Below are 25827 nucleotides of genomic sequence, written 5' to 3'. Positions count from 1 at the left end.
ACAACCATATGAATTCAAAGAGGTTAGCGATGAACGCATCTTTTGCCGGTAAAAAACTGTTAGTGGTCGGCGGTACAAGCGGTATGGGCTTCGAAACAGCGAAGCTGGTTCTGAAAAACGGTGGCAGCGTTGTGCTGGTTGGCAATCGTCAGGACAAAGCCGAGCAGGCCCGCCAGGCGCTGGCTGCAGACGGTCAGGTTTCCATCATCGTTGCCGACCTGATGAAAGAAGAAGGTATGCAGCACGTGGTAAATACCATTAATGCCGAACACAAAGATATCAGCCTGCTGGTCAATGCGGCTGGCGTATTTTTCCCGAAACCGTTCACCGAACATGAAGCGTCAGACTATGACATGTACATGAACATTAACCGCGCGACGTTCTTTATTACCCGTGACGTGGTGCGCAATATGGTCGAGGCCGGTATCAAAGGCTCTATCGTTAATATCGGCTCCATGTGGGCACAGCAGGCCATCGGTGCCACACCGTCTTCCGCTTACTCAATGGCAAAAGCGGGTCTGCACGCGCTGACCAAAAACCTGGCCATTGAGCTGGGTGAAAAAGGGATCCGCGTGAATGCGGTGTCTCCGGCCGTTGTTCACACGCCGATTTACGAAGGCTTCATTCCGAAAGACGACGTGAAGGACGTAATGAACAGCTTTGACAGCTTCCACCCGATCGGCCGCGTGGGTACCCCGGTCGATATCGCGGAAACCGTTGCTTTCCTGCTTTCTGACAAGACTGGCTGGGTCACCGGCGCTATCTGGGATATCGATGGTGGCGTGATGGCTGGCCGTAACGCCTGATGACCATGCCGCACGCGCTTACCCGCGTGCGGCACTGGAGTAATTATGCAAATCCAGACCGCGCATTATGACCTTGTCACCTCGTGGCAGGGGGGCATGGCCAGCCGGACGCTCTGCCAGTCCTTTTCCGCAGATAACGCTCCGCCTGCCCTGCAACGTCATGTTATCGATTCCGATGAACCGGTTTCGCTGGGTGGCGAAGGGCTGGCTCCTGACCCCCAGGAGCTGATGCTCGCTGCGTTCAATGCCTGCATGATGGCCGCCTTTATTCTCGAAGCCAGGGCTGAAGGTCTCGCCCTTACGCATCTTGAAATACACACTGACGGGCACCTTCCGAAGGGTATACCGGCCTCCCGAGACAAATCTGCAGAGGATGCTTCCGGCAGGCTTGTGTATGTCATCCATGTACGCGGTGGCGGCACGGTGCATCAGTTTGAAGGGGTGCATCAGCGGGTGATTGACTCCTCTCTGAACCGGTGGTTACTGGCGCAGAATATGCTGATCGAAGGTGACTTAATACTGAGCTGATGCGGCTGGATTATTGTGTTCAACAGGAAAAATGATATGACCACACCAAGAGTAACTCCCTGGCAGGATGAAGAGCCCGTTGACGCCGATCTTCTCAACGCGATAAAGGCCCGCCGGCCCGGCGGAAAACTGATAGATATTGACCGGGTATTACTGAAGAGTGCCACCCTGGCCACGGGCTGGAACGAACTGATGGTACGGGTACGTCAGGAATTTTCACTCAGCCTTGAATACCGGGAACTGATCATGCTGCGCGTTGCCTGGCTGAATAAAGCAGAATTTGAATGGAACGTGCACTACCCTGCCTATCTGGATGCAGGCGGAACGGCTGAAAAAGCGCAAGCCCTGCGGTTATCCTCCGCGCCACACGTCTTCAATGACACCGAAACGTTGCTGATACATCTTACGGACCAGTCCACCCGGAACGTCGTGGTTGAGGAGAACGTCATCGGGGCGCTGAAAAGCCTGTTAGGTGATAAAGAGACCGTGGAAGCGGTTGCCACTGTCGCCGCCTATAACATGGTGTCCCGTTTTCTTGTCGCCCTTGCCATCTGACAACCCCAAATTTTTCCGGTGCAATTTATGAATAACAAATATCGCGCTATGCAGATCGTTGCCCCCGGGGTGCTGGAAATGACAGAGCGGCCAATACCCGCTCCCGGCCCGGATGAGGTGCTCATCAGAATTGAAGCATGCGGCGTATGCGGTGCCGATCTCCGGGACGCGGAAAAAGCGCCGCAGGCGGGCCAGCCCGGCCGTATACCGGGACATGAAATTGTCGGGTTTATTGCCCGGAAGGGGAACAGGGTACCCGATATCTGGCAAACCGGTCAGCGGGTGGGCGTTGGGCGCCTGGGGGGATACTGTCAGCACTGCAAACCCTGCCGCAGCGGGCTATTTCATCTCTGTGAAAACCAGCTTACGCCAGGACTCAGCTGTGATGGCGGCTACGCAGAGTACGTCGTCATACGGCACACCGCGTTGATAGCCATCCCCTCCGCGCTTTCTTCCATACATGCCGCGCCGATCCTTTGCGCCGGTACCGCAACCTTCAACGCGCTGCGTAATTCAGGCGCAAGAGCGGGCGACAGAGTCGCGGTTCTCGGAATGGGTGGCCTTGGCCATATGGCCGTTCAGTACGCCCGTAAAATGGGGTTTGAGGTGACGGTGGTGGCGCGAGGTAGCGAAAAAGAACGCGCGGCCATTGAGCTGGGTGCGCATCGCTACATCGATACACTTAAGGAAAACGCATCAGAACGTCTGAAAAAGGACGGCGGTGTGGATTTTATTGTGGCAACGGCACCGGCTTCAGAAACGGTATCAGCCCTTCTGTCCGCCCTGGCCCCCCGAGGAAAAGCGATCCTGCTGGGTACCGGACAAACGCCGCTGCAGGTCACGCCGGGTATGATGATCGGCCCTGAACGCACCCTGACAGGATCTTTCGTCAGCACACCTGCACAAACCGAGCTCGCGCTGCAGTTCAGCCACCTCTTTCAGACGTTGCCCGTCACAGAGCTGCTGCCCTTTGAAAAGGCAAATGAGGCGCTCAGCAGACTGAAACAGGGCCTGGCGCGATACCGGATAGTGCTCACCATGAATCAGGATAATTAATCCCATGTCCGCAGAACATTTCCTGCCCGTAGCAGACCAGAAAAATAATATTATCCGCCTGTCTGCCGCACAGGCTCTCGCCGGTGCTAACTCTGTGGTTTTTTATGCCACAGGCGCAATTGTGGGTAACGCACTGGCTCCCAGTAGTTCGCTGGCCACACTTCCCATCACCATGTTTGTTCTGGGGATGGCGGCCTGTATTCTGCCGTTAGGTTCACTGGCGCGGACAAATGGTCGTAATGCCGCCTTTATGGTCGGCACCGGGGCGGGCGTCATTACCGGACTGACGGCTGCTCTGGCCGTCTTCATCGGCTCATTCATACTGTTTTGCATCGCTGCATTTATGGGCGGTGCGTATGCGGCGGTCGCGCTCAGCTTTCGTTTTGCCGCAACGGATGGCGTTACGCCCGAACGCCGGGCCCGGGCCCTGTCGCTGGTAATGGGAGGCGGAGTGATAGCTGGCGTGGTTGGCCCTATGCTGGTCTCCGGAACGATGCACCTCTGGCCGCCTCATACCTTCGCCGTCACGTTCCTCGCCCAGGCGCTCGTGGCCGTCATTTCGGCATTCATACTCAAAGGCGTGAAGACCACAGAACCTGCCGGCACGATAAAAACGGGTGGACGCCCTTTGCGCGAAATTGTCCGTCAGCCAGGGTTTGCCAGAACCGTGTTTAGCGGTGCGGTAACCTATATGGTGATGAACTTCCTGATGACGGCTGCACCACTCTCGATGCACATACATGGCATTTCTCAGCAGGCTTCCAATCTCGGTATCCAGTGGCATGTTATTGCCATGTACGGTCCGGGCTTTTTCACCGGCAAATTAATTAACCGCTTTGGCGCCATGCGTATCGCCGCTGCGGGTCTGCTTATCATGGCATGCTCTGTGCTGGCCGGACTCAGTGGAACTGATATTTTTCACTACTGGCTGTCGCTGATTTTGCTGGGTCTTGGCTGGAATTTTGGCTTCACCGGCGCATCGGCGAAGATCATTGAATATCACCGTCCCGAAGAGAAAACCCAGGTACAGTCCCTGAACGATTTTGTGGTGTTTGGGGTGATGATTGTAGGGTCTTTTTCGTCAGGAGCCCTGCTCAGTCTCTATGGCTGGAACGCCGTCCTGTGGGGCTCCCTTGTTCCCGTCGGGCTTGCCCTTTTAGGTGTTGTTAACGAGTTGCGGGCAAAAAAGCAGGATAAATTAAGCTCCTGACGTAGTTTTCTATGCTGCATGGTAGCGGGTTATGTTGATGTGACAAGTATATAAAGCCCAAAATTAGCGAGAATCATTTTGGGCATACTTGTTGATGCTCACTGCCCCCCATGATCTCTTTAATGTCCGCTTTTCGCTCAAAGCGGACATCTGTGCAGAGGTTACATTCTTATTGCCAATAGGCTCAGAGGGAACAGGGTTGCTGGCCGTTTTTTGAGGCGGCAGACAAAACGATTCTGACATAGTTGAGACCTGCGCATTCATCGGGTTCTTTCAAAAGCGAGCCCAGTAAGGGTATGTTGGGAACTCACCTTACACGGGACACAGGTTTTACACATGTCGACTGCACAAGCGAATAAAGACTGGGTCAAAGTTACTCACACGCCGGGGAAAATAGAACGCCTGGAGGCCTACTTCGGCGGGTATGGTTATGAACCCCATCGGCATGATACCTATGCTATCGGCAGGACACTGTCAGGAGTGCAAAGCTTTCGTTATCGCGACAGTAAACAACACAGTTTACCCGGTGGGACAATGGTCCTGCATCCGGATGAAATTCATGATGGAGAGGCCGGAACGACAGAGGGATTTCAGTACCGGATGCTTTATATCGAGCCTGCGTTAATTCAGAAAATGTTGGGCGGAAAACCATTACCCTTTATTCCCGGGGGACTCTCATCTGATCCCCGGCTCTTCGCCGCTACCGCGCCACTATTAAAAGCGTCGGAAGATCCTATTGATGCGCTTGAGGAGGAGGATGCGCTTTACTGTCTTGCCATGACCCTGGCAGTCGTGGGAGGACAACGGTTTCGTCGATGCCTGGTGGATTACCAGTCTGCAGAGCGTGCGCGCGAATATATCCATTCTGAATTCAGCCAGAACATTACGCTGGAAACCTTATCCTCCGTCTGCGGTAAAGATCGCTGGAGCCTGAACCGGGATTTTCGGACACTTTTCGGCACGAGTCCTTATCGCTATGTAACAATGCGCCGTCTCGCATACTGCAGACATTTGATTCAGACAGGTCTGTCACTGGCGGAATCTGCTTTAGAGGCAGGATTCTCCGATCAAAGCCATATGACGCGGCAGTTCATAAAAGCATACGGTATTTCACCGGGCCGCTGGCAAACCTTTATTCAACAACGCCGAACGTGAGTTGCACGATCGTTCAAGACCAGGACGGCGGCGTTTTTTATCCTCGACGTTTCTTAAACATTAAGGAATGTCATCATGTATTTCCCGGTAAATCTGGAACAGAAATTCTCTCTTTTCGACGCTCACTGGCAGCCAAAAGTCATCGCGCAGATGAACGATTACCAATTTAAAATCGTGAAAATAGCGGGTGACTTTATCTGGCACTCGCATCCTGAAACCGACGAAGCCTTTATCGTCATAGAGGGGGTATTACGTATTGATTTTCGCGACGGGCATGTCCTCGTCAATCCCGGTGAAATGTATGTTGTGCCAAAAGGTGTTGAACATAAAACCTCAGCCGCGACGACGGTAAAAATGATGATGATTGAACCTTGCGGCGTCCTGAATACCGGACATGAAGGTGGGGACCGCACCGCAGAAAACGATATCTGGATCTAACGTGGTGTGATTTCAAACCAGCCGGTCGGGCTGGTTTGAAAGATTAGAACATACCGCTGCACCGGTATTCCTCCGCGCTCATTATACGCTTGTAGGCACGCCTTTCTCTTATAACTGTTCCTGAACCTGCTCACTGGCAGCGTCGTGCCAGGAGCACCTCCACCATTCCGCGTAACAGGCTAACGAAGCACAAATCCCTGCTTCACAGTTGTCATTTTTGAATAAACAGTTGTCACCTTCTGATGAGTTTTGGGGACGATTTCGCTCGACACTGGGGCATCTTTGTTAAAGAGGAACCCGCTATGTTGAAAAATCCGTCACTCAAATATCAGGCGCATCCTCCTGTCAATCTGACTGACAGGCAATGGCCGGATAACACGTTGACCCATCCCCCACGCTGGCTTTCTACGGATTTACGCGACGGTAATCAGTCGCTTGCTGAGCCCATGGATAACGCCCGGAAAATGAAATTCTGGGATCTGTTAATAGCGTGTGGTTTTCGTGAAATCGAGGTCGCGTTTCCCTCTGCTTCACAAACCGATTTTGATTTTGTTCGGGCACTCATTGAAGGTAACCGCATTCCAAAGGATGTGAACATTCAGGTTTTAACTCAGGCAAGAGAGGATTTGATTAGGCGGACATTTGAATCATTGCAGGGAGTTCGTCAGGCGACCATTCATTTATACAATGCAACGGCGCCCCTTTTCAGGGAAATCGTCTTTCGTCAGACACGGGATGAAATTGTTCAGCTTGCCATCGACGCGACCAGGCACATCCGTCGGTTATGCGATGAGGCGCCGGGAACCGACTGGACTTTCCAGTATTCTCCGGAAACCTTCTGCTTTACCGAGCCTGATTTTGCCTTGCAGATTTGTGAGGCCGTGGCAGAGGTCTGGGAGCCAGATGCGTCTCGTCCCATGATTATCAACCTTCCTGCGACGGTTGAGGTCAGCATGCCGAATGTATACGCCGATCAGATAGAATATTTTTGCCGCCATTTTTCGCGCCGCCAGCAGGTTTGTATAAGCGTTCATCCACACAACGATCGTGGAACAGGCATTGCCTGTGCTGAGCTTGCGCTGCTGGCTGGCGCCGATCGCGTTGAAGGCTGCCTGTTTGGAAACGGAGAGCGTACCGGCAATGCTGATTTAGTGACGCTGGCGCTGAATCTTTATACGCAGGGTATCTCACCCGAACTTGACTTCAGCCAGATGAAAAAGGTGGTTGAAGTGGTGGAGGAATGTAATCAGTTGCCTGTTGCGCCGCGTCACCCCTACGCCGGCGAACTGGTTTTTACGGCGTTTTCCGGATCCCATCAGGACGCCATCAAGAAAGGGTTTGCCGCACGCCAGGGCACATCGGATTCTTTATGGAGAATTCCCTATCTGCCTCTCGATCCGGCAGATATCGGTTGCAGCTATGAAGCGGTTATCCGTGTGAACAGCCAGTCTGGTAAAAGCGGTGCGGCCTGGCTGCTCGAGCAAAATCATAACCTTATCCTGCCCCGTCCGCTTCAGCAGGCATTTAGCCTTCTTGTGCAAAAAGAGGCGGAACGTGGAGAGAAAGAATTGTCGCAAATGGCTGTCTGGAACCTGTTTCGTCAGGCGTATGGCATTGTTGACGCGCCACCGCTTCGTTTGAAAGAGTATGTCTGCAACAATCAGTCTGACCAGCGTACAGTGCTTTCTGCTGAACTCATATGCCAGGGTAAAAAGCTGAGCCTGACGGGAGAGGGAAATGGTTTCCTTTCAGCGGCGCTTACAGCGCTTTGTCGGCAGTGGAAAACAGAGCTCGAAATAGTGAGTTATCAGGAGCATACACTTGGCAAACGCAGCGACAGTCGCTCCGTCGCTTATGTGTGCTGCCAGGACCGCACGGGGAGATGCGCATGGGGAGTCAGTATTGACAGCGACATTACCCGTGCCTCTCTGCAGGCGATGCTAAACGCTGCGGCGGATTTCATCACTTGCTAAAGTAATCGCTGGGCGGCATTCCCATGACCCGCCGGAACATCACGCTGAACGCGCCGGGGCTGGCATAACCTGAATCCAGCGCCACCCGCGTTATTTGCTCGCCCTGCGCCAGGCGCGTCAGGGCGTGCAGAAGACGTGCTCGCCGAACCCACTCGCTGAACTGCATGCCAGTTTGCTGGTAAAAATGGCGGTTGAGCGTACGTCCGCTGGCGTTGATTTTTACGGCTGCCTGTTCAATTGACCATGTCTCATGTGGTGCATCGCGAACGGCCTGGCATAGCCGTTTCAGTCGCTCTGAGACCGGCTCTGGCAGGTGAAACGCAAGCGTGTCCATCACGCGAATTTCATCAAGTATCAGTTCGTAAACACGTTCAGCCCGGCTTCCGGGCGTGTAGTCCGCAGGAAGCGTCAACGCGCAGATAATCAGCTCCCGCAACAGGTCACTCACGCCAACAACCTGACAAGTGGCGGGCATATCAGCCCGAGCCAGCGGCTCTACAAAAAGCACCCTCGCCTTAACATCCCCTGTGATATGAAGCGCATGCGGGATTTTTGCCGGTATCCATACTCCGCGTGAAGGAGGGACTATCCACAACCCGAGCCGGGTCTCAACGCGAATAACACCACTCAGCGTATGAATAAGTTGAGCACAGTTGTGCGTATGCCAGTCTTCATGTTCGCCGTGCCTGTAGTCATGTGCATAGGGAATAACTGACCGGCCTGAAAAATCGAAGTCGCTTTGTCTGGTCACGTAATAGATATCGCTCATTCACTCATAAAGAGTCATTCAAACTCTCTTTCGACGCACAGCCTTCATCGCCACTCTCTGGCATTCTGTATTGAATGGCTTGCGATGTAACAGGCATATAGCGCCTACCCGCTCACGACACTAACATTATTTTAACGCCGGGCCCCTGCATTATGAACACCTGTGCCCGCTTTTTGCTCAAACTGGCTCGTCTTGAAATACTCTTCTGTCTTACAGCCTCTCAAACTAAGCGTTGCTCGCCGCAGGTTTTTTGGCGTCGGATACAACCGTTCGCTCGTTTCATTTAGTTACTTTTGCCTTGTGTGACTTTTTTCAATGCCGCCATAATGCATTGATAACAAGATGATAACGTCGTCTCAGGTCACCACCTTTTGCAGGGAGAAGAATGAAGATGCTGCGATCGCTACAGGCGCTCTGCCTGATGAGCTTTTTTCTGGCGGATGTGCGTGATGGGCTCGGCCCTTTTCTCGGCATTTATCTCACTCAACAGCACTGGCGACCGGATGATATTGGGTTCGTGATGACCGCAGGCGGGATCGCGGCGCTGCTGGCAACGGTGCCCGCCGGGATTATGATCGACGCCACACGCAAAAAGCGCCTGCTGCTGCTCGCCTGCTGCGCGCTGGTCACGCTGGCGACGCTCATGCTCTGGTACAGCACCCGTTACAGCATTGCGATGATTTCGCAGATTGTGTCCGGGCTGGTCGCCGCGCTGATTGGCCCGCTGTTGGCGGGGATCACGCTGGGCCTGACCGGCCAGCGCGGCTTCACGCGGCAGATGGGCCGCAACGAGGCCTTCAACCACGGCGGCAATATGGTGGCGGCCGTGCTGGCAGGCGGCGCGATGTGGCTGTGGGGCATCGGCGCGGTTTTTGTTCTGATGACGGGCATGGCGGTTTTCACCGCGCTTAGCGTACTGGCGATCCGCGAACAGGATATCGATCATGACGTGGCGCGCGGCCTTGAAACCGGCGATAAGGCGCAGGCGGTGCCGCAGCTGTCAGTGCTGATGCGCCATCCGGTGCTGCTGACGACCGGCATCACGCTGCTGCTGTTTCACCTCGGCAACGCCGCGCTGCTGCCCATGCTCAGCATGCGCGTGGCCGCTACCGGCAGCAGCCTGTGGAGCCCTGGGCTCTACGCGGCGGCGACGGTAGTGATTTCGCAATGCGTGATGATCCCGGTCGCCCTTCTGACCTCCTCGCAGGCGCAGCGCTATGGCTACCGGCGGCTTATCCTGATTGCGCTTATTGTACTGCCGGTACGCGCTGCGCTTGCCGCCAGTTTTGCCGGGCCGTTATCCGTTATTCCGGTGCAAATTCTGGATGGTGTCGCCGCCGGGATCCTGGGCGTGGCGGTGCCTGGCTATATCGTTAACGCGCTGCGCGGGTCCGGGCATATCAACGCCGGTCAGAGCGTGATTATGCTGATGCAGGGCGCGGGCGCCGCGTTCAGCCCGGCGCTGGCGGGCAGTATCGTCGCGCACTCGTCATGGCGCGTGGCGTTTGCGACGCTCGGGGTGGTGGCGCTTGCGGCATTAATCGTCTGGTGGCGCGCGGCCGGGCGGGTATCAGCGATGGCATAAGGGCCACCGCAGACCGGCGGCTCAGTATATACTGTTGATATTGCGTTCTTCTTTGTGAGAGTGGCTCATGATCGCTTCCGTTCTTATCGCGCTTGTCGCCGTCATACACGTCTATATTCTCGTGCTTGAGATGGTTTTGTGGGACACGAAAACAGGCCGCAAGGCCTTTAATCTCAGCGCTGATTTCGCCCGCGACAGCCGGGTGCTGGCCGCCAATCAGGGGCTGTATAACGGTTTTTTAGCGGCGGGATTGTTCTGGGGGCTGTGGCTGGGCGACGGCGGTTTCCAGTTCAAACTGTTCTTTCTGGTGTGCGTGCTGATTGCAGGCCTGTTTGGCGCAGTCACCGCCAGCAGGAAAATTCTTTATGTGCAGGCGCTGCCCGCGCTGCTGGCGTTGATTGCGCTGTGGATGGGGCTGTAACGGCGCAGGTCGCGCCTGTGCCTCATTCAATAATACTGACCTGCGCCTGGCTGTTCTCCCAGGAGAACAGCACGAGATGCCAGAGCCCCGGCGCTTTGCGGGAAGGGTCGATTAATCCATTAAAACCCAGTGATTCCAGACGCTCGCGAACCTTCCATGACCGGGGAATGCCGCCCTCGTTGACGATCTCCTGCCACGGCGCCACCGCGTCGTGAAGATCAATGCCTGCGGCAAGAAGCGCCTGCGCATCACGCAGGTCAAAAATCTTCTCTGCCACCACGCGAACTTTAATCATTTCAAGGCTCGCTCTGTTATCGCGATGCGCCCGCATGGCGGCATCGACGCCCTCCGGCGAAGAACTCAGGTACAGCGTAGGTTGATCGGGCCCTGAATATCGTCCCGCCGCCCTGGAGCCGGATAACGCCAACGCCCGATACGCAGGATCGATTGCCCGATAAAAAACGCCGTTAATACGGTTATGAAAACGGGTGATATCCATCATTCCTCAGCAATACCTATTCTGGATGTCTGGTCTGGATAGTAGTGACCTGGCGCTTTATTAATGGCAAGTCGGAATGCTCTGCTACTCTCAGAGAATATCGTTTACGGGAAAAAATCATGACGTACAAACTTTACGGTACGGCACATTCAGGCTCTGCCGCCATTGAGATGGCGCTTAAGGCATGTGGGGTAGAATACACGCTGTTAAAGGCCAGTTCGTGGGAACAGGACAGCGATATTAACGGATTACGCGCGCTGAATCCGTTAGTGCAAATACCCACGTTAGTGCTTCCTGATAATTCCGTGATGACCGAAAGCGCAGCCATGATGATTTATCTCGGTATGGAATATCCTCATTCCGGGCTGCTGTCTGCAGATGCGCGGGTGCGGGCTCAGCAATTACGCGGGCTGGTTTATATCGGCGCTAATTGCTATGCCTCGGTGGGAATAATTGATTATCCCGAACGCTGGCTGCCCGGCGGGTCTGAAGAGCAAAACAAGCAGCTGGCAAAGGGCGCCCTGCAAAAACTTTATCAGCAGTGGGATATATTCAGTGACCTGTTTTATGGTTCACAGGCCTGGTGCCCGCAAAACCCTGGCGGGCTCGAAATGCTGGCTTGTGTCGTCTCAAGATGGAGCCGGACGCGTGAACATCTGAGCCAGTCACGGGCCGCTTTCTGTGCCTCCCTGACCGACACCGAAACACAGCCTGGGATCCGCGAGGTCATCACTACGCACTGGGAAACATAACGGGCGAGCACCGTGCAGCCCCGCCGTTAAGTCTCTCGCACCGCGGGTGGCGGTGATTTCATGCGCACATTCGCTACTGTGCCGCCCCCCTTATACCGCTTCATCGGCAGCAAGCCGCTCGTCGTAAGCCACCTGCGCCTGCGCAATGGCCCCACCCTGTTCTCTGGCCCAGCTTACCAGTGCCACAAAAGGTTCCTGCAAGGTCCGCCCCAGCGGCGTGATCGCATACTCGACCGCCACGGGTGAGGAGGCAATCACGCGGCGGCTGACCAGACCGTTGCGCTCAAGGCGGCGCAGCGCTTCGGTCAGCGCTTTATGCGTGATCGGATCCAGCCTGCGTTTTATGGCGTTAAAGCGGGCGGGTTGGGTGCACAGTACGGTCAGAATCAAGACCGACCACTTGTTTGCCACCTGTTCCAGAACCGGGCGCGTGCTGTTGATTTCTGCCAGCTGGGCAGCGATATCCGTGGACATGAGGTTACCTTTTCTATATCTGATGTACATCAGGTGCGTAATTGACCCTAAATATACAAAATGTATCATCTGGCTTCTACCCCCCCACTCTCTGGAGTAGCCATGTTGAAACTTGAAGGAAAGACCGTGCTGGTGACAGGCGGCAACAGCGGTATCGGGCTTGCGATCGCGCGCCGTTTTGTGCAGGAAGGCGCGCATGTCTTCATCACGGGCCGACGCGAAGCGCAGCTGGCAGAAGCGGTTGCCGCCATCGGCGGTAAGATTGACGCGATCACCTGCGATCTCACCAGGACCGACGACCTTGACCGATTATTCGATACCCTTAAGGCCAGCGCCGTACGCCTGGACATTCTGGTGTATTCCTCTGGCATCTCCGAGCCTGCGAGCCTGGAAGAGACCACCGGGGAGCATCTTGACCGCGCCTTCGGGCTCAACGTGCGCGCCATGGTGTTAACGGCGCAGCACGCGGTCCGGCATATGAATGATGGCGGCGCCATTGTGTTGTTGGGCTCGATTGCAGGCGCGATGGCTAACGCCGGTTATGGTACCTATTCCGCCACCAAAGCCGCGGTACGCTCGTATGCCCGCACCTGGAGCGCGGAACTGGCGCCGCGAGGCATCCGGGTGAATACGCTCAGTCCCGGCCCCACGGATACGCCGATGTTTGACAAGGTCAGTGACGACTTCAGACAAATGATGAACGCGCGCATACCGGCAGGGCGTTTAGGAAACCCCGACGAAGTGGCCGCCGCCGCCCTGTTCCTCGCCTCGGATGAAAGCCTGTACGTGAGCGGCACGGAGCTTATCATCGATGGCGGTATGACCGCGTAAAGACCATTCCCTGTGGCGGCCGCGCTGGCCGCCGCGTAGCGACCGCAGAAAGCGCCGGCGCGAGCAAAGCTACAACGGGCGCCCTTCGCGCCACGCCCCCGTTTGTATTACTCTAAAACCCGCCTGCTACTTCGTGAGAGAGAACGCATGTCCACCGGCGATTTATCCAGAATGGGTGCCGCAGCAGTGGTGTTGAATACCCGCGACAGCCATCATCACTATATTGAAAAATGCCCTGTTGGCGACGTGGAATACCATTTTTATCATGACGCTGCGGCGGCGCTTAATCAGGCGGGCATTGCGACGCCAGCGCTGTTATCCGCGGATGCGACCCGGCGCGCATTGAGACTGGAGTATATTCCTCACCCCGTTGACCAGGCTGCTTTCGCCAGTGATGACGCCCTCGCCATGCTGGCGCGGCTGCATCGTTACCCTGCCCATTCTGCATGGCGCTACCACACGCACGCCTGGTCAGAGGCCGCGCTTGAAAAATCGCTGTCGCTCCTTGCGTTGCCAGCAAACAGTGCGCAGCAGCTACGGCGCTTTCAGCAGCATAGTGACGAGTTGTTTGGCTACCTGAGTCTGGTGTCCGGTGACAGCAATGCCGGCAACTGGGGAAGGCGTGAAAACGGTGATGTGGTGCTTTTCGACTGGGAGCGGTTTGGAAAAGGCAGTCCTGCTATCGATCTGGCTCCGCTGATAAAGGGAATGGGGACGAAGCAAGCAATGCTGAGCCTGGCTGAACGCTACGGCCAGATAGCGCGTCATCACAATCCACCGGCATTAGCCAGAGAGATAGCCATTGCCAAAGCCTGGATTGTCACCGAAGTCATCGTGCTTCTTGATGAGCGGCAAAAGGCAGAGTTTCCGCTGTATCGCGACTGGTACAGAGCACATCTTCCCGACTGGTTAGCAACCAGCATCACCATGCTGTGAAAAGGCATACCGGAACAGAGTGTCCCAAATTTGTCGCATGGGCAAAATCAGGAAATGAACAACAAAGGGGAAGTCATTGAAAAATAATGGCGCGCCCTGCAGGACTCGAACCTGCGACCCACGGCTTAGAAGGCCGTTGCTCTATCCAGCTGAGCTAAGGGCGCCTCGCGAAGAGGCGTTTCACCGTTTGCCTGCGGCAGCGGTGTGAAACGCCTGGAATTATACGGTCAGTACCAGGTGAGTCAATGGCTTTCGAACCGCCTGCTGGACAATTGAGCGAAAGACATAAACGAAAACTGACATCCCCGCGCGCTTCTGACAGAATATCCTCATCCCCTCTTCTTTTGATTACAGACGGAATCTTCTCTCTGATGGCAGCAAAGATTATTGACGGTAAAACGATTGCGCAGCAGGTGCGGCTTGAAGTTGCCGAAAAAGTGAAAGCGCGCGTGGCGGTCGGAAAACGCGCCCCGGGGCTTGCGGTCGTGCTGGTTGGCGCGAACCCCGCATCGCAAATTTATGTCGGCAGCAAACGTAAGGCGTGTGAGGAAGTGGGCTTTGTTTCCCGCTCTTACGATCTGCCTGAAACCACCAGCGAAGCCGAGCTGCTGGCGCTTATCGACGAACTGAATGCCGACGCCGCTATCGACGGTATTCTGGTTCAGCTGCCGCTGCCGGCGGGCATCGATAACGTGAAAGTGCTGGAGCGCATCGCGCCGGATAAAGACGTGGACGGTTTTCACCCGTATAACGTCGGCCGTCTGTGCCAGCGCGCCCCGCGTCTGCGTCCGTGCACCCCGCGCGGCATCGTGACGCTGCTTGAGCGCTACAATATCGACACCTACGGGCTGAACGCCGTGGTGATCGGCGCGTCCAATATCGTTGGCCGTCCGATGAGCATGGAGCTGCTGCTCGCGGGCTGCACCACCACCGTGACCCATCGCTTCACCAAAAACCTGCGTCAGCATGTCGAAAATGCCGATCTGCTGATCGTCGCGGTCGGCAAGCCGGGCTTTATTCCGGGCGAGTGGATCAAAGAAGGCGCCATCGTGATTGATGTTGGCATTAACCGTCTGGAAAACGGCAAGGTGGTCGGCGACGTGGTGTTTGAAGACGCCGCAGAGCGCGCCGGTTACATCACGCCGGTGCCAGGCGGCGTTGGCCCGATGACGGTCGCCACGCTTATCCAGAATACGCTGCAGGCGTGTGTTGAATACCATGACGGCGAGGAGGCATAACATGGCAACATTTTCTTTAGGTAAACACCCTCACGTCGAACTGTGCGACCTGCTGAAGCTCGAAGGCTGGAGCGAGAGCGGCGCGCAGGCGAAAATCTTCATCGCCGAAGGTCTGGTGACCGTGGATGGCGCGGTGGAAACCCGCAAGCGCTGCAAAATCGTCGCCGGTCAGACCGTCAGCTTTGACGGTCAGAGCGTCACCGTCACCGCGTAACGCCCAACGCCCTCTCCTCGCAGGGGGCGTGATATTTCCCCGTCCAGAATTTTTTCTTATCGCCCTGACCTGCACTGATGCCGCGCGTGCACGCGCTCACTGCCCGGCCCGTTTTCCAACCAACTTCAAAGAATCAGCAAATCTTCTGGCGGAACGTTAAATAGATGTTGCGCGCTGATACCCCGATCCCACAGCATAAGTAGAACGTTCTACTAGAACGTTCTACTTACTATAAAACAGGGCGCAAAAGCCCGGCTGTTCCTATCGGGGGGATCGGTATGAGTCTTATAACAGGTGTCGTTAAATCGCTGTCAAAGTTATCCATGATAGGCCGCGCGCTGATGCTGCCTATTTCGCTGTTGCCCGCCGCCGGTCTGCTGCTGGCGTTTGGCGATAAATTCCATCTGCCGCTGATGATGAATGCAGGCGGGGTGATTTTCGATAACCTGCCGTTGCTGTTCGCTATCGGCTCCGCCGTCGGTCTGGCGTCGGAATCGGGCATCGCGGCGCTCTCCGCCGCCGTCTCGGTGTTTATTATCAACATCACCATCAGCACGCAGCTTGGCATCACGCCGGAAATGGCGGCGAGCGGCGGCAAATACGCGATGGTGGTCGGCATCCCGACGCTCCAGATGGGCGTGTTCGGCGGGCTGATTTCCGGCATTCTCGCGGCGTGGTGCTACAACCGTTTCCACACGCTGCAACTGCCTGAGTTTCTGGGATTTTTCTCCGGCAAGCGGTTTGTGGCTATCGCCGCGGCGTTTCTCTCTTTCCTGCTCGGGCTGGCGCTGCCGTATGTCTGGCAGCACATCCAGGCGGGCATCGACGCGCTGTCGGTTATCGTGAATGGCGATAACCAGGCGGCCTCGACCTTTATCTTCGGGCTGGTAGAGCGCGCGCTGATCCCGCTGGGCCTGCACCATATCTGGTATCCGTCGTTCTGGTATTCGTTTGGCGACTACACCACGCAGACCGGGCAGGTTATCCACGGCGACCAGACCATCTGGTTCAAAATGCTGGAAGAAGGCGTGAAAAGCTTCAGCAGCGACACCTATCAGAACGCCGGTAAATTCATGCAGGGCGAGTTCCCGCTGATGCTGTTCGCGCTGCCGGCGGCGTGTCTTGCGATGTATCACGAAGCCAGCACGAAGAATAAGAAAATTGCCTCCGGCATTCTTTTCTCGGCCGCGCTGACCTGTTTTCTGACGGGGATCACGGAGCCGGTGGAATTTACCTTTATTTTTGTCGCGCCGGTACTGTATGTATTTAACGCCATCATGGCGGGGCTTGCGTATATGTGCATGTATTTGCTGGACGCGCATATCGCCAAATCGTTCTCCGCCGGGCTTATCGATTACATTTCATTCGGGATCCTGCCATCCTTTAACGGCTATCAGACCCACTACCTGAACGCGGTGATCGTCGGTATTCCGATGGCGGTGATGTACTACTTCACCTTCCGCTTTGTTATCCGTCGCTTTGACGTGAAAACGCCGGGCCGCGTGGAAATTACCGCGAACGTGGATGACAAAACCGATGCCGAACTGGCGGGCAATATCGTCGGTCTGCTGGGCGGTAAAGAGAACATTACCAGCGTCGGCGCCTGCATCACCCGTCTGCGTCTTGAAGTCTCCCGCCCGGAACTGGTCGACAGAGACGGGCTGAACGGCCTCGGCGCACGCGGCGTGGTATTTGTGGGCGATAACGGTATTCAGGTGATTTTCGGCGCGCGCGCGCAATTTATCGCGCAAAATATGTCAGGCATGACGGGGAAATAACGCCCGCGCGGGCCTGGCGCCAGGCCCGCGACCGCTGGCGATAAAAGGATAAATCAGGGCAGATGAAAAAGGTCAGCATTATCGATGTGGCGCGTCATGCGGGCGTGTCGGTGTCCACGGTCTCGCTGGTATTGCGCCAGAAGGGAAAAATCTCCGCCGCGACCATCGAAAAAGTGCATGCCGCCATTGAGACGCTGGGCTATGTGCATAACGTCGCCGCCGCCAACCTGCGCGGTAAAACCTCCAACCTGATTGGTCTGGTGGTGGACGACCTCAACGATCCGTTCTCCACCCGTGTCACGGCGAGCCTGGTACAGGCGCTGGAGGCGCAGGGCTATATGGTGTTCCTCACCCAGCCGGGCCGCGATACGGGGCGGCTGGAAGCCTGTTTTGTCTCGTTTATCCGCCAGGGCGTGGCGGGCGTCGTTTACCTGACCGCCGACTCCGGCCACCGCACGCTGCCTGCGCCGGTCGCGCAGAGTTCGCTGCCGGTCGTGGTGGTGTCGCAGTCGCCGGTTGAGGAAAAGCTCAACAGCGTGGTGCGCGACAACCGCCAGGCGGGCGGGCTCGCCACGCGCTATCTGATTGAGCGCGGCCATCGCAATATCGCCTATATCGGTGGTACGCCAGAGTGTCTGATTCGCCAGGAGCGGTTGCTCGGCTACCGCGCCGCGCTCTCGCAATACGGTCTCGCCTGGCGCGACGAATTCGCGCCCGCCTGCGCCGAAGAGACGCTTGCGGTCAGCCAGACGGTGCGTCAACTGCTGGAAGCGAACAATAAGATAACCGCGCTGTTATGCCACTCGCCGCATGCGATTATCGGCTGCCTTGAGGCGATTCATCAGGTGGGCCGCACCGTCGGGAAAGATGTGTTTCTGACGCAGCAGGTGTCGCTGGTGGGCTTTGAGGACATGATGCATGTGAACCTCACCTCACCGTCTTTCACCTACGTTTCGTCCGCCAGCGAAGAGACCGGGCGACAGGCGGCGGGGCTTATCGTGCGGCTTATTCACGAGCCAGGCCTGCCCGCGCAGCGCATTACGCTCTCCGGCCAGCTTGTCGTGCGCGGCTCTGCGTGAAGGGTGATGTCGTCTGACGGATGGCGGGTGCGCTGCGCTTACCCGCCCTACATGGTGACGTAATGGTTTTTCTGGCGGGTGCGCTTACCCGCCCGACAAAGTTACCCGCCCTGTCATTGCGCTGACGTCGTTGCGTAGGGCAGGTAAGCGCAGCGCACCTGCCGAAAATGCCCACGCTGAATCATGCGCATAAAAAAAGCGGCTTTCGCCGCTTTTTCTTATTTACGCCGCCAGGTCGTACCCTGCGGGCCGTCTTCGAGAACAATGCCCATCTCGTTTAAGCGATCGCGCGCGGCGTCCGCCGCCGCCCAGTCTTTCGCTTTGCGCGCCTCCAGACGTTTAACGATCAGCGCTTCGATTTCCGCCACTTCATCGTCATTCGCCTGCGCGCCAGATTGCAGGAACTGCTCCGGGGCCTGCTCCAGCAGCCCCAGCACCGCCGCGAGCTTGCGCAGATGCGCCGCCAGCTGGTTCGCCGCGTGGCTGTCTTCGGTTTTGAGGCGGTTCACTTCACGCGCCATATCAAACAGCACTGAATAGGCTTCCGGCGTATTGAAATCGTCGTTCATCGCCTCGACAAAGCGCGCTTCGAACGCCTCGCCGCCCGCCGCCGCTACGCTGCTGTCAGTCCCGCGCAGCGCGGTGTAGAGACGCTCAAGGGAGGCGCGCGCCTGCTTTAAGTTCTCTTCGCTGTAGTTAAGCTGGCTGCGATAGTGGCCCGACATCAGGAAATAGCGCACCGTTTCCGCGTCGTAATGCTGCAGCACATCGCGCACGGTAAAGAAGTTGCCGAGCGATTTCGACATCTTCTCGCGATCGACCATCACCATCCCGGAGTGCATCCAGTAGTTAACGTATTCGCCGTCGTGCGCGCAGGTTGACTGGGCGATTTCATTCTCGTGGTGCGGGAACATCAGATCAGAGCCGCCGCCGTGGATATCGAAATGGCTGCCCAGCTGTTTGCAGTTCATCGCTGAGCACTCAATATGCCAGCCCGGACGGCCTTCGCCCCACGGCGACGGCCAGCTCGGCTCGCCCGGCTTGGACATCTTCCACAGCACAAAATCCATCGGATTGCGTTTGCTGTCGGCAACTTCAACGCGAGCGCCTGCCTGGAGCTGCTCCAGATCCTGGCGCGACAGCTTGCCGTAATCGGCGTCGCTCTCCACCGCGAACATCACATCGCCGTTGCCCGCGACATACGCATGACCGCGAGCAATCAGTTGTTCAACGATTTCGATGATTTCCGGAATATGCTGCGTCGCGCGCGGCTCACTTTCCGGGCGCAAAATATTCAGCGCATCAAAATCTTTGTGCATCTCGGCGACCATGCGGTCCACCAGCGCCACGAAGTCTTCGCCGTTCTCGTTCGCGCGTTTAATGATTTTGTCGTCAATATCGGTAATGTTGCGTACATATTTCAGCTTATAGCCGAGAAAACGCAGGTAGCGCGCCACAACGTCAAACGCGATAAATGTGCGACCGTGGCCGATGTGACAGAGGTCGTAAACGGTAATACCACACACGTACATGCCGACTTCCCCGGCATGGATAGGCTTGAATTCCTCTTTCTGGCGACTCATGGTATTGAAGATTTTTAACATCAGAAGTTTCCGTGTCAGTGTGTGGTAAGCGTATAAAACCCCTATATTACCCATAATTGAAAGCGCAAGCACCCCACTTTGCAAGGTGAAGCAAACGGTGAGTTATGCTATAACAGCCTCCTACTTGTGGCTTCTTGCAGAAGCCGAAGCACCACTGAAACAAAACAGGATGCAGACATGGTTACTTTTCACACCAATCACGGCGACATCGTAATCAAAACTTTTGATGACAAAGCGCCGGAAACGGTAAAAAACTTTCTGGAATACTGCCAGGAAGGTTTCTACGACAACACCATTTTCCATCGTGTTATCAACGGCTTTATGATTCAGGGCGGCGGCTTTGAGCCGGGCATGAAGCAGAAAAGCACCAAAGATCCTATCAAGAACGAAGCCAACAACGGCCTGAAAAACACCCGTGGCACGCTGGCGATGGCGCGCACGCAGGCGCCGCACTCCGCGACTGCCCAGTTCTTCATTAACGTGGCGGATAACGACTTCCTGAACTTCAGCGGCGAAAGCCTGCAGGGCTGGGGCTACTGCGTGTTCGCGGAAGTGGTCGAAGGCATGGACGTGGTTGATAAAATCAAAGGCGTTTCCACCGGCCGCAGCGGCATGCATCAGGACGTGCCGAAAGAAGACGTGATTATCGAGCGCGTGACCCTCAGCGAGTAATTCGTGGCAACGCTCTTTATTGCAGATCTTCATCTGTGCTCAGAAGAACCGGCGATCACCGCCGGTTTTCTGCGTTTTTTAGGCGGTGCAGCACGTGAGGCGGACGCGCTTTACATCCTGGGCGATCTCTTTGAAGCCTGGATTGGCGACGACGACCCCGAGCCGCTGCACCGCGACATTGCCGCCGGCATAAAGGCGCTCGTGGCAAGCGGCGTGCCCTGTTACTTCATTCACGGCAACCGCGATTTCCTGCTCGGTAAACGCTTCGCGCGCGAAAGCGGCATGCAGCTCCTGCCGGAAGAAAAAGTGCTGGAACTTTACGGCAGACGCGTACTGATTATGCATGGCGACACGCTCTGCACCGACGACGCGGGCTATCAGGCGTTTCGCGCCAAAGTCCACAAGCCGTGGCTGCAACGGCTGTTCCTTGCGCTCCCTCTGCGCATCCGCCGCCGCATCGCCGCCCGCATGCGCGCCGGCAGCAAAGCCTCCAACAGCCAGAAAGATCTCGCCATTATGGACGTCAACCCGCAGGCGGTGGTCGACGCGATGACGCGTCAGCGCGTGCAGTGGCTTATCCACGGTCATACCCACCGTCCCGCCGTCCATCGCCTTGAGGCCAACGGCAAACCTGCGCACCGCGTCGTGTTAGGTGCCTGGCACAGCGAAGGCTCGATGATAAAAGTCACGCCCGACGACGTGGAACTGATTGCCTTTCCGTTCTGATCCGCCCTGCCCTTTTTGCCCGGCGCGCGCCTACGCAACCGTTTTCCTTGCCCGATATCCGTGATATTCTCAAAGCCCTCGTAACGGCGACCCCGTTGATTTTGCCGCCTGACCACAGGAGTTTTGAGACGTATGTCCTCCAGCCACACCCCGGCGCGTATCGCCATCGTCATGGGTTCCAGAAGCGACTGGGCCACTATGCAGTTTGCCGCAGAAATCCTCGATGCTCTGGATGTTCCTCACCACGTTGAAGTGGTCTCCGCGCACCGCACGCCGGATAAGCTGTTTAGCTTCGCCGAAAGCGCGCAGGAGAACGGGTTTCAGGTGATTATCGCGGGCGCGGGCGGCGCGGCGCATCTGCCGGGCATGATTGCCGCGAAAACGCTGGTGCCGGTGCTGGGCGTGCCGGTGCAGAGCGCGGCATTAAGCGGACTGGACAGCCTCTACTCTATCGTACAGATGCCGCGCGGCATTCCGGTCGGCACGCTGGCTATCGGCAAAGCGGGCGCGGCTAACGCCGCGTTGCTGGCAGCCCAGATCCTGGCGCAGCACGACAGCGCCCTGCTGGCGCGCCTTGAGAACTGGCGCCAGAAGCAGACTGACGAGGTGCTGGAGAACCCGGACCCGCGGGGTGACGCATGAAACAGGTATGCGTGCTGGGTAACGGCCAGCTCGGCAGAATGCTCCGCCAGGCGGGCGAGCCGCTCGGCATTCGCGTCTGGCCGGTAGGGCTAGATGCCGATCCGCAGGCGGTGCCGTTCGCGCAGAGCGTTATCACCGCCGAAATAGAGCGCTGGCCGGAAACCGCCCTGACCCGCGAACTGGCGCGACACAACGCGTTTGTGAACCGCGACGTTTTCCCGCTTATCGCCGACCGCCTCACGCAGAAGCAGTTGCTCGATAAGCTCGCTCTCCCTACCGCGCCGTGGCAGCTGCTGGCTGACCGCAGCGAATGGCCGCAGGTGTTCAGCCGTCTTGGCGAGCTCGCCATTGTGAAGCGCCGCACCGGCGGCTATGACGGTCGCGGCCAGTGGCGTCTTCGCGAAAGCGACGCCGACACGCTGCCTGGCGAGTGCTACGGCGAATGCATCGTCGAGCAGGGCATTAATTTTTCTGGCGAGGTGTCGCTGGTGGGCGCGCGCGGCCACGACGGTAGCGCGGTCTTCTATCCGCTGACCCATAACCTGCATCAGGACGGCATTCTGCGCACCAGCGTGGCCTTCCCGCAGGCGAGCGCGACGCAGCAGAAGCAGGCCGAGACCATGCTGCGCGCCATTATGGATGAGCTTAATTACGTCGGCGTCATGGCGATGGAGTGTTTCGTCACGCCGCAGGGCCTGCTGATTAACGAGCTGGCGCCGCGCGTGCATAACAGCGGCCACTGGACGCAGAACGGCGCGTCCATCAGCCAGTTCGAGCTGCACCTGCGCGCCATCACCGGCCTGCCGCTGCCGCAGCCGGTGGTCAGCAGCCCGTCGGTGATGGTGAATCTGATTGGCAGCGATCTCAATTACGACTGGCTCAAGCTGCCGCTGGTGCATCTGCACTGGTACGACAAAGAGGTGCGCGAGGGCCGCAAGGTCGGCCACCTTAACCTCAGCGACAACGAGCCGGCGCTGATTGACGCCACGCTGGAGGCGCTCGCGCCGCTGCTGCCGCCCGAGTACGCCAGCGGCATCGCCTGGGCGCAGGCGCTGTTACGCTAAGAGAAAGGCACCCCAGTGGGTGCCTTTTTATTCTGTGTGAAGGTGGGTGCGCTGCGCTTACCCACCCTACAAAATCCCACAACGTTACGCCCGGCTCGTAGGGCGGGTAAGCGAAGCGCACCCGCCGCGCATCGTTACGCCCCTAACGCCTGCTCCAGGTCGGCAATCAGGTCGTCCGCTTCCTCGATCCCCACCGACAACCGGATCAACTGCGGCGTGATGCCGTTTGCGAGCCGCTGTTCAAGCGGAATCGAGGCGTGCGTCATGCTGAAAGGCTGGCTCACCAGGCTCTCGACGCCGCCCAGGCTTTCGGCGAGCGTGAAGAGCCGCAGCGTTTTAATCACCTGCGCCGCGCGCGCCTCGTCGCCGCGCACCACTATCGAAATCATCCCGCCTGAAAGCGCCATCTGGCGGCGCGCCAGCGTATGCTGCGGGTGGCTTTCCAGCCACGGGAAAAACACCTTCTCCACCTGCGGATGCTGCTCCAGCCGCTGCGCTATCTTCAGCGCATTCGCGCTGTGACGCTCCATACGCAGCGCCAGTGTGCGAATACCGCGCAGCGTCAGGAAGCTGCTGAACGGGTCGAGCACCCCGCCGACGGCGTTTTGCAGATACCCGAGCTGCTGTGCAAGCGCCGCGTTATCACCAACGACCGCCAGCCCCGCCACGACATCAGAATGACCGTTGAGGTATTTGGTGGCCGAATGCACCACGATATCAAACCCGAGCGTCAGCGGGCGGTGGATTGCCGGTGACGCAAAGGTATTATCCGCGACGCTGATAAGCCCGTGGCGGCGCGCGAGCCCGGCGATGGCTTCGAGATCCGCAAGCTTCAGCAGCGGATTGGTCGGCGTCTCCACCCAAATCATGCGCGTTTCCGGGCGGATCGCCGCCTCCAGCGCCGCGAGGTCATCCGGTTTCACCCACGAGACCGAGAGCCCGGCGGTGCGCTTGCGCACGTTTTCCAGCAGCCGGTAAGTGCCGCCGTAAACATCATCCACCGCCACGATGTGGCTCTCTTTATCGAGCAGCTCCAGCACCGTGGAGATCGCCGCCAGCCCGGAGGCGAACGCAAACCCCTGACTGCCCGCCTCCAGCTCGGCGATGGCGCGCTCCAGCGCATGGCGCGTCGGGTTGCCGCTGCGCGAATACTCATAGCCGGTATGCTCGCCGGGCGCGGGCTGCGCATAGGTGGAGGTAGCGTAAATCGGCGGCATCACCGCGCCGTGCTGGTCGTGATGCGCGCCGCTATGCACGCTAAGAGTGGCAAATTTATCCATGATAAAGCTCCTTATGATTCAAGCCGGTTGCGCCAGCGATTCAGGACATCGGTGCGGGTGATAAGACCAAGAAAGCGTGTGTCGTCGGTGATGACCGCCACCAGCCCGCGCGAGAACACCTCAAACAATTCGCGTTCGCTGGCGTGTTTATCGAGCGTCACCACCTCACGGTTCATAGCCGCGGAAACGGGGGTGAGAAAGCGCTGGCTGTCGCCCTGAATAAACGTCAGCAGATCCCATTCATCGACGATGCCCGCCACGCGGCCCTCCTCCAGCACCGGCAGCTGCGAAATGTCATAGAGCCGCATCCGGGCCAGCACGGTCGCCAGCGTGTCATCCGGCGCGGCGGTGACGGCGGCGCCTTCGTCATGGCGAAACGCGATGAAATCGCGCAGGTCGCCGGTCGCGGGCCGCGCCTGGAGCCCCTGCTGGCGCAGCCAGTCGTCATTGAACATTTTTGACAGGTATTTGTTGCCGCTGTCGCAGGCGAAGGTCACGACGCGCTTCGGCGTCGTCTGCGCGCGGCAGTAGCGCAGCGCGGCGGCAAGCAGCGTGCCGGTGGAAGAGCCCGCCAGCACGCCTTCGATTTTCAGCAGATCGCGCACGGTGCTGAACGCCTCGGCGTCAGTGACGCGTAACGCCTGCTTAACGCCCTCAATGTGCGCCAGCGGCGGAATAAAATCTTCGCCAATGCCTTCCACCAGCCACGATCCCGCCTCGTGATAACGCCCGGTCTCGACCTGATCGGCTAGGATCGATCCTACCGGATCGGCTAACACAAATTCCGTCTGCGGAGAATGTTGACGAAACCAGGCCTGCAATCCTCCAAGCGTGCCGCCGGAGCCGACGCCCACGACGATGACGTCAATGCGCCCGCCCGCCTGGTCAAAGAGTTCCGGCGCGGTCGTGGTTTCATGGGCGAGCGGGTTCGCCGGGTTATTAAACTGGTCGATGTAGAACGCGCCGGGCAGCTCATCGGCGAGGCGCTGCGCGTAATCCTGGTAATACGCCGGATGGCCCTTGTTAACGTCCGAGCGGGTGAGTCGCACGTCCACGCCGAGCGCACGCAGGTGATAAATCTTCTCGCGGCTCATTTTATCGGGCACCACCAGAATCAACCGGTAGCCTTTTTGCGCGGCGATCAGCGCCAGCCCAAGCCCGGTATTGCCCGCGGTGGCTTCGATTATCGTGCCGCCCGGCGCAAGCCGTCCCGCACGCTCGGCCTCGTTAATCATCGAGAGCGCCACACGGTCTTTAATAGAGCCGCCGGGGTTCTGGTTTTCCAGCTTCAGCAGCAGTTCGCACGGGCCGGTATCGAGCTTAGCGAGGCGCAGCAGCGGCGTCTGCCCGATGAGAGACATCACTGAATCAACTATCGACATGGTGGGTTTATCCATTAATCAAAGAACGGGCAAATGATAAGACTGCGTTTTTCGGCGGTTAAAGAACCCTTCGCGGCACGTTAGAACCAGATGGAATATTCTCTGCGGTTTCAGCAGTAAAGAAGGCGAGCGGTAAAGTCGTCCGGAAATATCGATGGCT

General features: G+C 57.5%; 27 protein-coding genes and 1 tRNA gene. 21 read left to right on the top strand and 7 right to left on the bottom strand.

The genetic code is table 11. The features are described from left to right. The first annotated feature begins 29 nt into the window (after positions 1 to 29). The 8 genes from AFK67_RS05640 to leuA all read left to right on the top strand — a co-directional run bounded on the left by AFK67_RS05640 (position 30) and on the right by leuA (position 7721). Positions 30 to 806: an SDR family NAD(P)-dependent oxidoreductase gene (locus AFK67_RS05640; protein ID WP_007712986.1), complete on the top strand. Its 777-nt coding sequence runs from the start codon at positions 30 to 32 to the stop codon at positions 804 to 806. A 45-nt stretch (positions 807 to 851) separates the two neighbouring features. Beyond that, positions 852 to 1334 carry an OsmC family protein gene (locus AFK67_RS05635; RefSeq protein WP_032966496.1) on the top strand — a complete coding sequence of 161 codons (483 nt, stop codon included), beginning with the start codon at positions 852 to 854 and terminating at the stop codon, positions 1332 to 1334. Between the two features lie 36 nt (positions 1335 to 1370). Next, positions 1371 to 1889 (top strand): carboxymuconolactone decarboxylase family protein, encoded by a 519-nt coding sequence (locus tag AFK67_RS05630; protein ID WP_007712990.1) that lies wholly within the window; start codon positions 1371 to 1373, stop codon positions 1887 to 1889. Positions 1890 to 1916: 27 nt separating this feature from the next. Beyond that, the gene (locus tag AFK67_RS05625; RefSeq protein WP_007712994.1) at positions 1917 to 2945 is read left to right on the top strand and encodes a zinc-binding dehydrogenase; all 1029 of its coding nucleotides are present in this window, start codon (positions 1917 to 1919) and stop codon (positions 2943 to 2945) included. A gap of 4 nt (positions 2946 to 2949) precedes the next feature. Next, positions 2950 to 4155, top strand: a complete 1206-nt coding sequence (locus AFK67_RS05620) for an MFS transporter (protein WP_007712998.1) — start codon at positions 2950 to 2952, stop codon at positions 4153 to 4155. Positions 4156 to 4491: 336 nt separating this feature from the next. Beyond that, positions 4492 to 5310, top strand: coding sequence for an AraC family transcriptional regulator (locus AFK67_RS05615; RefSeq protein WP_032966498.1), 819 nt, complete (start codon positions 4492 to 4494; stop codon positions 5308 to 5310). Positions 5311 to 5385: 75 nt separating this feature from the next. Next, positions 5386 to 5748, top strand: coding sequence for a cupin domain-containing protein (locus tag AFK67_RS05610; protein ID WP_007713005.1), 363 nt, complete (start codon positions 5386 to 5388; stop codon positions 5746 to 5748). A gap of 302 nt (positions 5749 to 6050) precedes the next feature. Then, a complete protein-coding gene (gene leuA, locus AFK67_RS05605) occupies positions 6051 to 7721 on the top strand; it encodes a 2-isopropylmalate synthase (protein WP_007713008.1) in 1671 nt (556 codons plus the stop codon). Here the strand turns inward: leuA and AFK67_RS05600 are convergent. Next, entirely contained in the window at positions 7711 to 8490 is a 780-nt protein-coding gene (locus AFK67_RS05600) for an AraC family transcriptional regulator (protein WP_193352261.1), read from the bottom strand. The genes leuA and AFK67_RS05600 overlap by 11 nt on opposite strands. Positions 8491 to 8881: 391 nt before the next feature. Here AFK67_RS05600 and AFK67_RS05595 point away from each other — a divergent pair, with 391 nt between their 5' ends. Together AFK67_RS05595 and AFK67_RS05590 are read left to right on the top strand one after the other, a co-directional pair. Next, a complete protein-coding gene (locus AFK67_RS05595; protein ID WP_032966509.1) occupies positions 8882 to 10075 on the top strand; it encodes an MFS transporter in 1194 nt (397 codons plus the stop codon). 67 nt (positions 10076 to 10142) lie between these two features. After that, the gene (locus tag AFK67_RS05590) at positions 10143 to 10496 is read left to right on the top strand and encodes a DUF1304 domain-containing protein (protein WP_007713016.1); all 354 of its coding nucleotides are present in this window, start codon (positions 10143 to 10145) and stop codon (positions 10494 to 10496) included. Positions 10497 to 10518: 22 nt separating this feature from the next. On the opposite strand, the gene AFK67_RS05585 is transcribed toward AFK67_RS05590, so the two are convergent. Then, positions 10519 to 10995, bottom strand: coding sequence for an RES family NAD+ phosphorylase (locus AFK67_RS05585; RefSeq protein ID WP_007713019.1), 477 nt, complete (start codon positions 10993 to 10995; stop codon positions 10519 to 10521). A gap of 119 nt (positions 10996 to 11114) precedes the next feature. Here AFK67_RS05585 and AFK67_RS05580 point away from each other — a divergent pair, with 119 nt between their 5' ends. Then, positions 11115 to 11747, top strand: coding sequence for a glutathione S-transferase family protein (locus AFK67_RS05580; RefSeq protein ID WP_007713021.1), 633 nt, complete (start codon positions 11115 to 11117; stop codon positions 11745 to 11747). 90 nt (positions 11748 to 11837) lie between these two features. Here AFK67_RS05580 and AFK67_RS05575 read toward each other — a convergent pair whose 3' ends face one another. Continuing rightward, positions 11838 to 12221 carry a winged helix-turn-helix transcriptional regulator gene (locus AFK67_RS05575; RefSeq protein ID WP_007713023.1) on the bottom strand — a complete coding sequence of 128 codons (384 nt, stop codon included), beginning with the start codon at positions 12219 to 12221 and terminating at the stop codon, positions 11838 to 11840. 102 nt (positions 12222 to 12323) lie between these two features. Here AFK67_RS05575 and AFK67_RS05570 point away from each other — a divergent pair, with 102 nt between their 5' ends. Further along, on the top strand, positions 12324 to 13052 hold the full coding sequence (locus tag AFK67_RS05570; RefSeq protein ID WP_007713025.1) for an SDR family NAD(P)-dependent oxidoreductase: 729 nt from the start codon (positions 12324 to 12326) through the stop codon (positions 13050 to 13052). A gap of 147 nt (positions 13053 to 13199) precedes the next feature. Further along, entirely contained in the window at positions 13200 to 13988 is a 789-nt protein-coding gene (locus tag AFK67_RS05565) for a phosphotransferase family protein (protein WP_038884044.1), read from the top strand. Between the two features lie 87 nt (positions 13989 to 14075). Here AFK67_RS05565 and AFK67_RS05560 read toward each other — a convergent pair. Further along, positions 14076 to 14152: transfer RNA gene (locus tag AFK67_RS05560), tRNA-Arg, on the bottom strand. Positions 14153 to 14359: 207 nt separating this feature from the next. Between AFK67_RS05560 and folD the strand changes: the two genes are divergently transcribed. The 4 genes from folD (at position 14360) to malI (ending at position 18297) form a co-directional block, all read left to right on the top strand. Then, on the top strand, positions 14360 to 15226 hold the full coding sequence (gene folD, locus AFK67_RS05555; RefSeq protein ID WP_007713031.1) for a bifunctional methylenetetrahydrofolate dehydrogenase/methenyltetrahydrofolate cyclohydrolase FolD: 867 nt from the start codon (positions 14360 to 14362) through the stop codon (positions 15224 to 15226). Between the two features lies 1 nt (position 15227). Next, positions 15228 to 15440 (top strand): ribosome-associated protein YbcJ, encoded by a 213-nt coding sequence (ybcJ, locus tag AFK67_RS05550; RefSeq protein ID WP_007713033.1) that lies wholly within the window; start codon positions 15228 to 15230, stop codon positions 15438 to 15440. 278 nt (positions 15441 to 15718) lie between these two features. Next, entirely contained in the window at positions 15719 to 17218 is a 1500-nt protein-coding gene (locus AFK67_RS05545) for a PTS transporter subunit EIIC (protein ID WP_007713036.1), read from the top strand. A 62-nt stretch (positions 17219 to 17280) separates the two neighbouring features. Further along, positions 17281 to 18297: a Mal regulon transcriptional regulator MalI gene (gene malI / locus AFK67_RS05540; protein WP_007710319.1), complete on the top strand. Its 1017-nt coding sequence runs from the start codon at positions 17281 to 17283 to the stop codon at positions 18295 to 18297. A gap of 218 nt (positions 18298 to 18515) precedes the next feature. On the opposite strand, the gene cysS is transcribed toward malI, so the two are convergent. Next, complete coding sequence (gene cysS / locus AFK67_RS05535) at positions 18516 to 19901, bottom strand: cysteine--tRNA ligase (RefSeq protein ID WP_007710315.1); 1386 nt, start codon at positions 19899 to 19901, stop codon at positions 18516 to 18518. 177 nt (positions 19902 to 20078) lie between these two features. Here cysS and ppiB point away from each other — a divergent pair, with 177 nt between their 5' ends. From ppiB to purK, 4 genes are all read left to right on the top strand, one after another. After that, positions 20079 to 20573 (top strand): peptidylprolyl isomerase B, encoded by a 495-nt coding sequence (gene ppiB / locus AFK67_RS05530; RefSeq protein WP_007710313.1) that lies wholly within the window; start codon positions 20079 to 20081, stop codon positions 20571 to 20573. A 3-nt stretch (positions 20574 to 20576) separates the two neighbouring features. Continuing rightward, on the top strand, positions 20577 to 21299 hold the full coding sequence (gene lpxH / locus AFK67_RS05525) for a UDP-2,3-diacylglucosamine diphosphatase (protein WP_007710310.1): 723 nt from the start codon (positions 20577 to 20579) through the stop codon (positions 21297 to 21299). Between the two features lie 132 nt (positions 21300 to 21431). Further along, positions 21432 to 21941 carry a 5-(carboxyamino)imidazole ribonucleotide mutase gene (purE, locus tag AFK67_RS05520; protein ID WP_007710308.1) on the top strand — a complete coding sequence of 170 codons (510 nt, stop codon included), beginning with the start codon at positions 21432 to 21434 and terminating at the stop codon, positions 21939 to 21941. Further along, on the top strand, positions 21938 to 23005 hold the full coding sequence (purK, locus tag AFK67_RS05515) for a 5-(carboxyamino)imidazole ribonucleotide synthase (RefSeq protein WP_007710306.1): 1068 nt from the start codon (positions 21938 to 21940) through the stop codon (positions 23003 to 23005). The genes purE and purK overlap by 4 nt, the downstream gene beginning before the upstream one ends. Before the next feature lie 134 nt (positions 23006 to 23139). Here the strand turns inward: purK and AFK67_RS05510 are convergent, their stop codons facing one another. Both AFK67_RS05510 and AFK67_RS05505 read right to left on the bottom strand, forming a co-directional pair. Beyond that, positions 23140 to 24285 (bottom strand): trans-sulfuration enzyme family protein, encoded by a 1146-nt coding sequence (locus AFK67_RS05510; protein ID WP_038884046.1) that lies wholly within the window; start codon positions 24283 to 24285, stop codon positions 23140 to 23142. An 11-nt stretch (positions 24286 to 24296) separates the two neighbouring features. Then, complete coding sequence (locus AFK67_RS05505; protein ID WP_007710301.1) at positions 24297 to 25667, bottom strand: pyridoxal-phosphate dependent enzyme; 1371 nt, start codon at positions 25665 to 25667, stop codon at positions 24297 to 24299. Positions 25668 to 25827: the final 160 nt, after the last annotated feature.

Source organism: Cronobacter dublinensis subsp. dublinensis LMG 23823 (assembly GCF_001277235.1).
Classification (GTDB): Bacteria; Pseudomonadota; Gammaproteobacteria; order Enterobacterales; family Enterobacteriaceae; genus Cronobacter; species Cronobacter dublinensis.
Note: the sequence above shows the minus strand (reverse complement) of the source record. Positions and strands in the feature narration are given on the sequence as shown.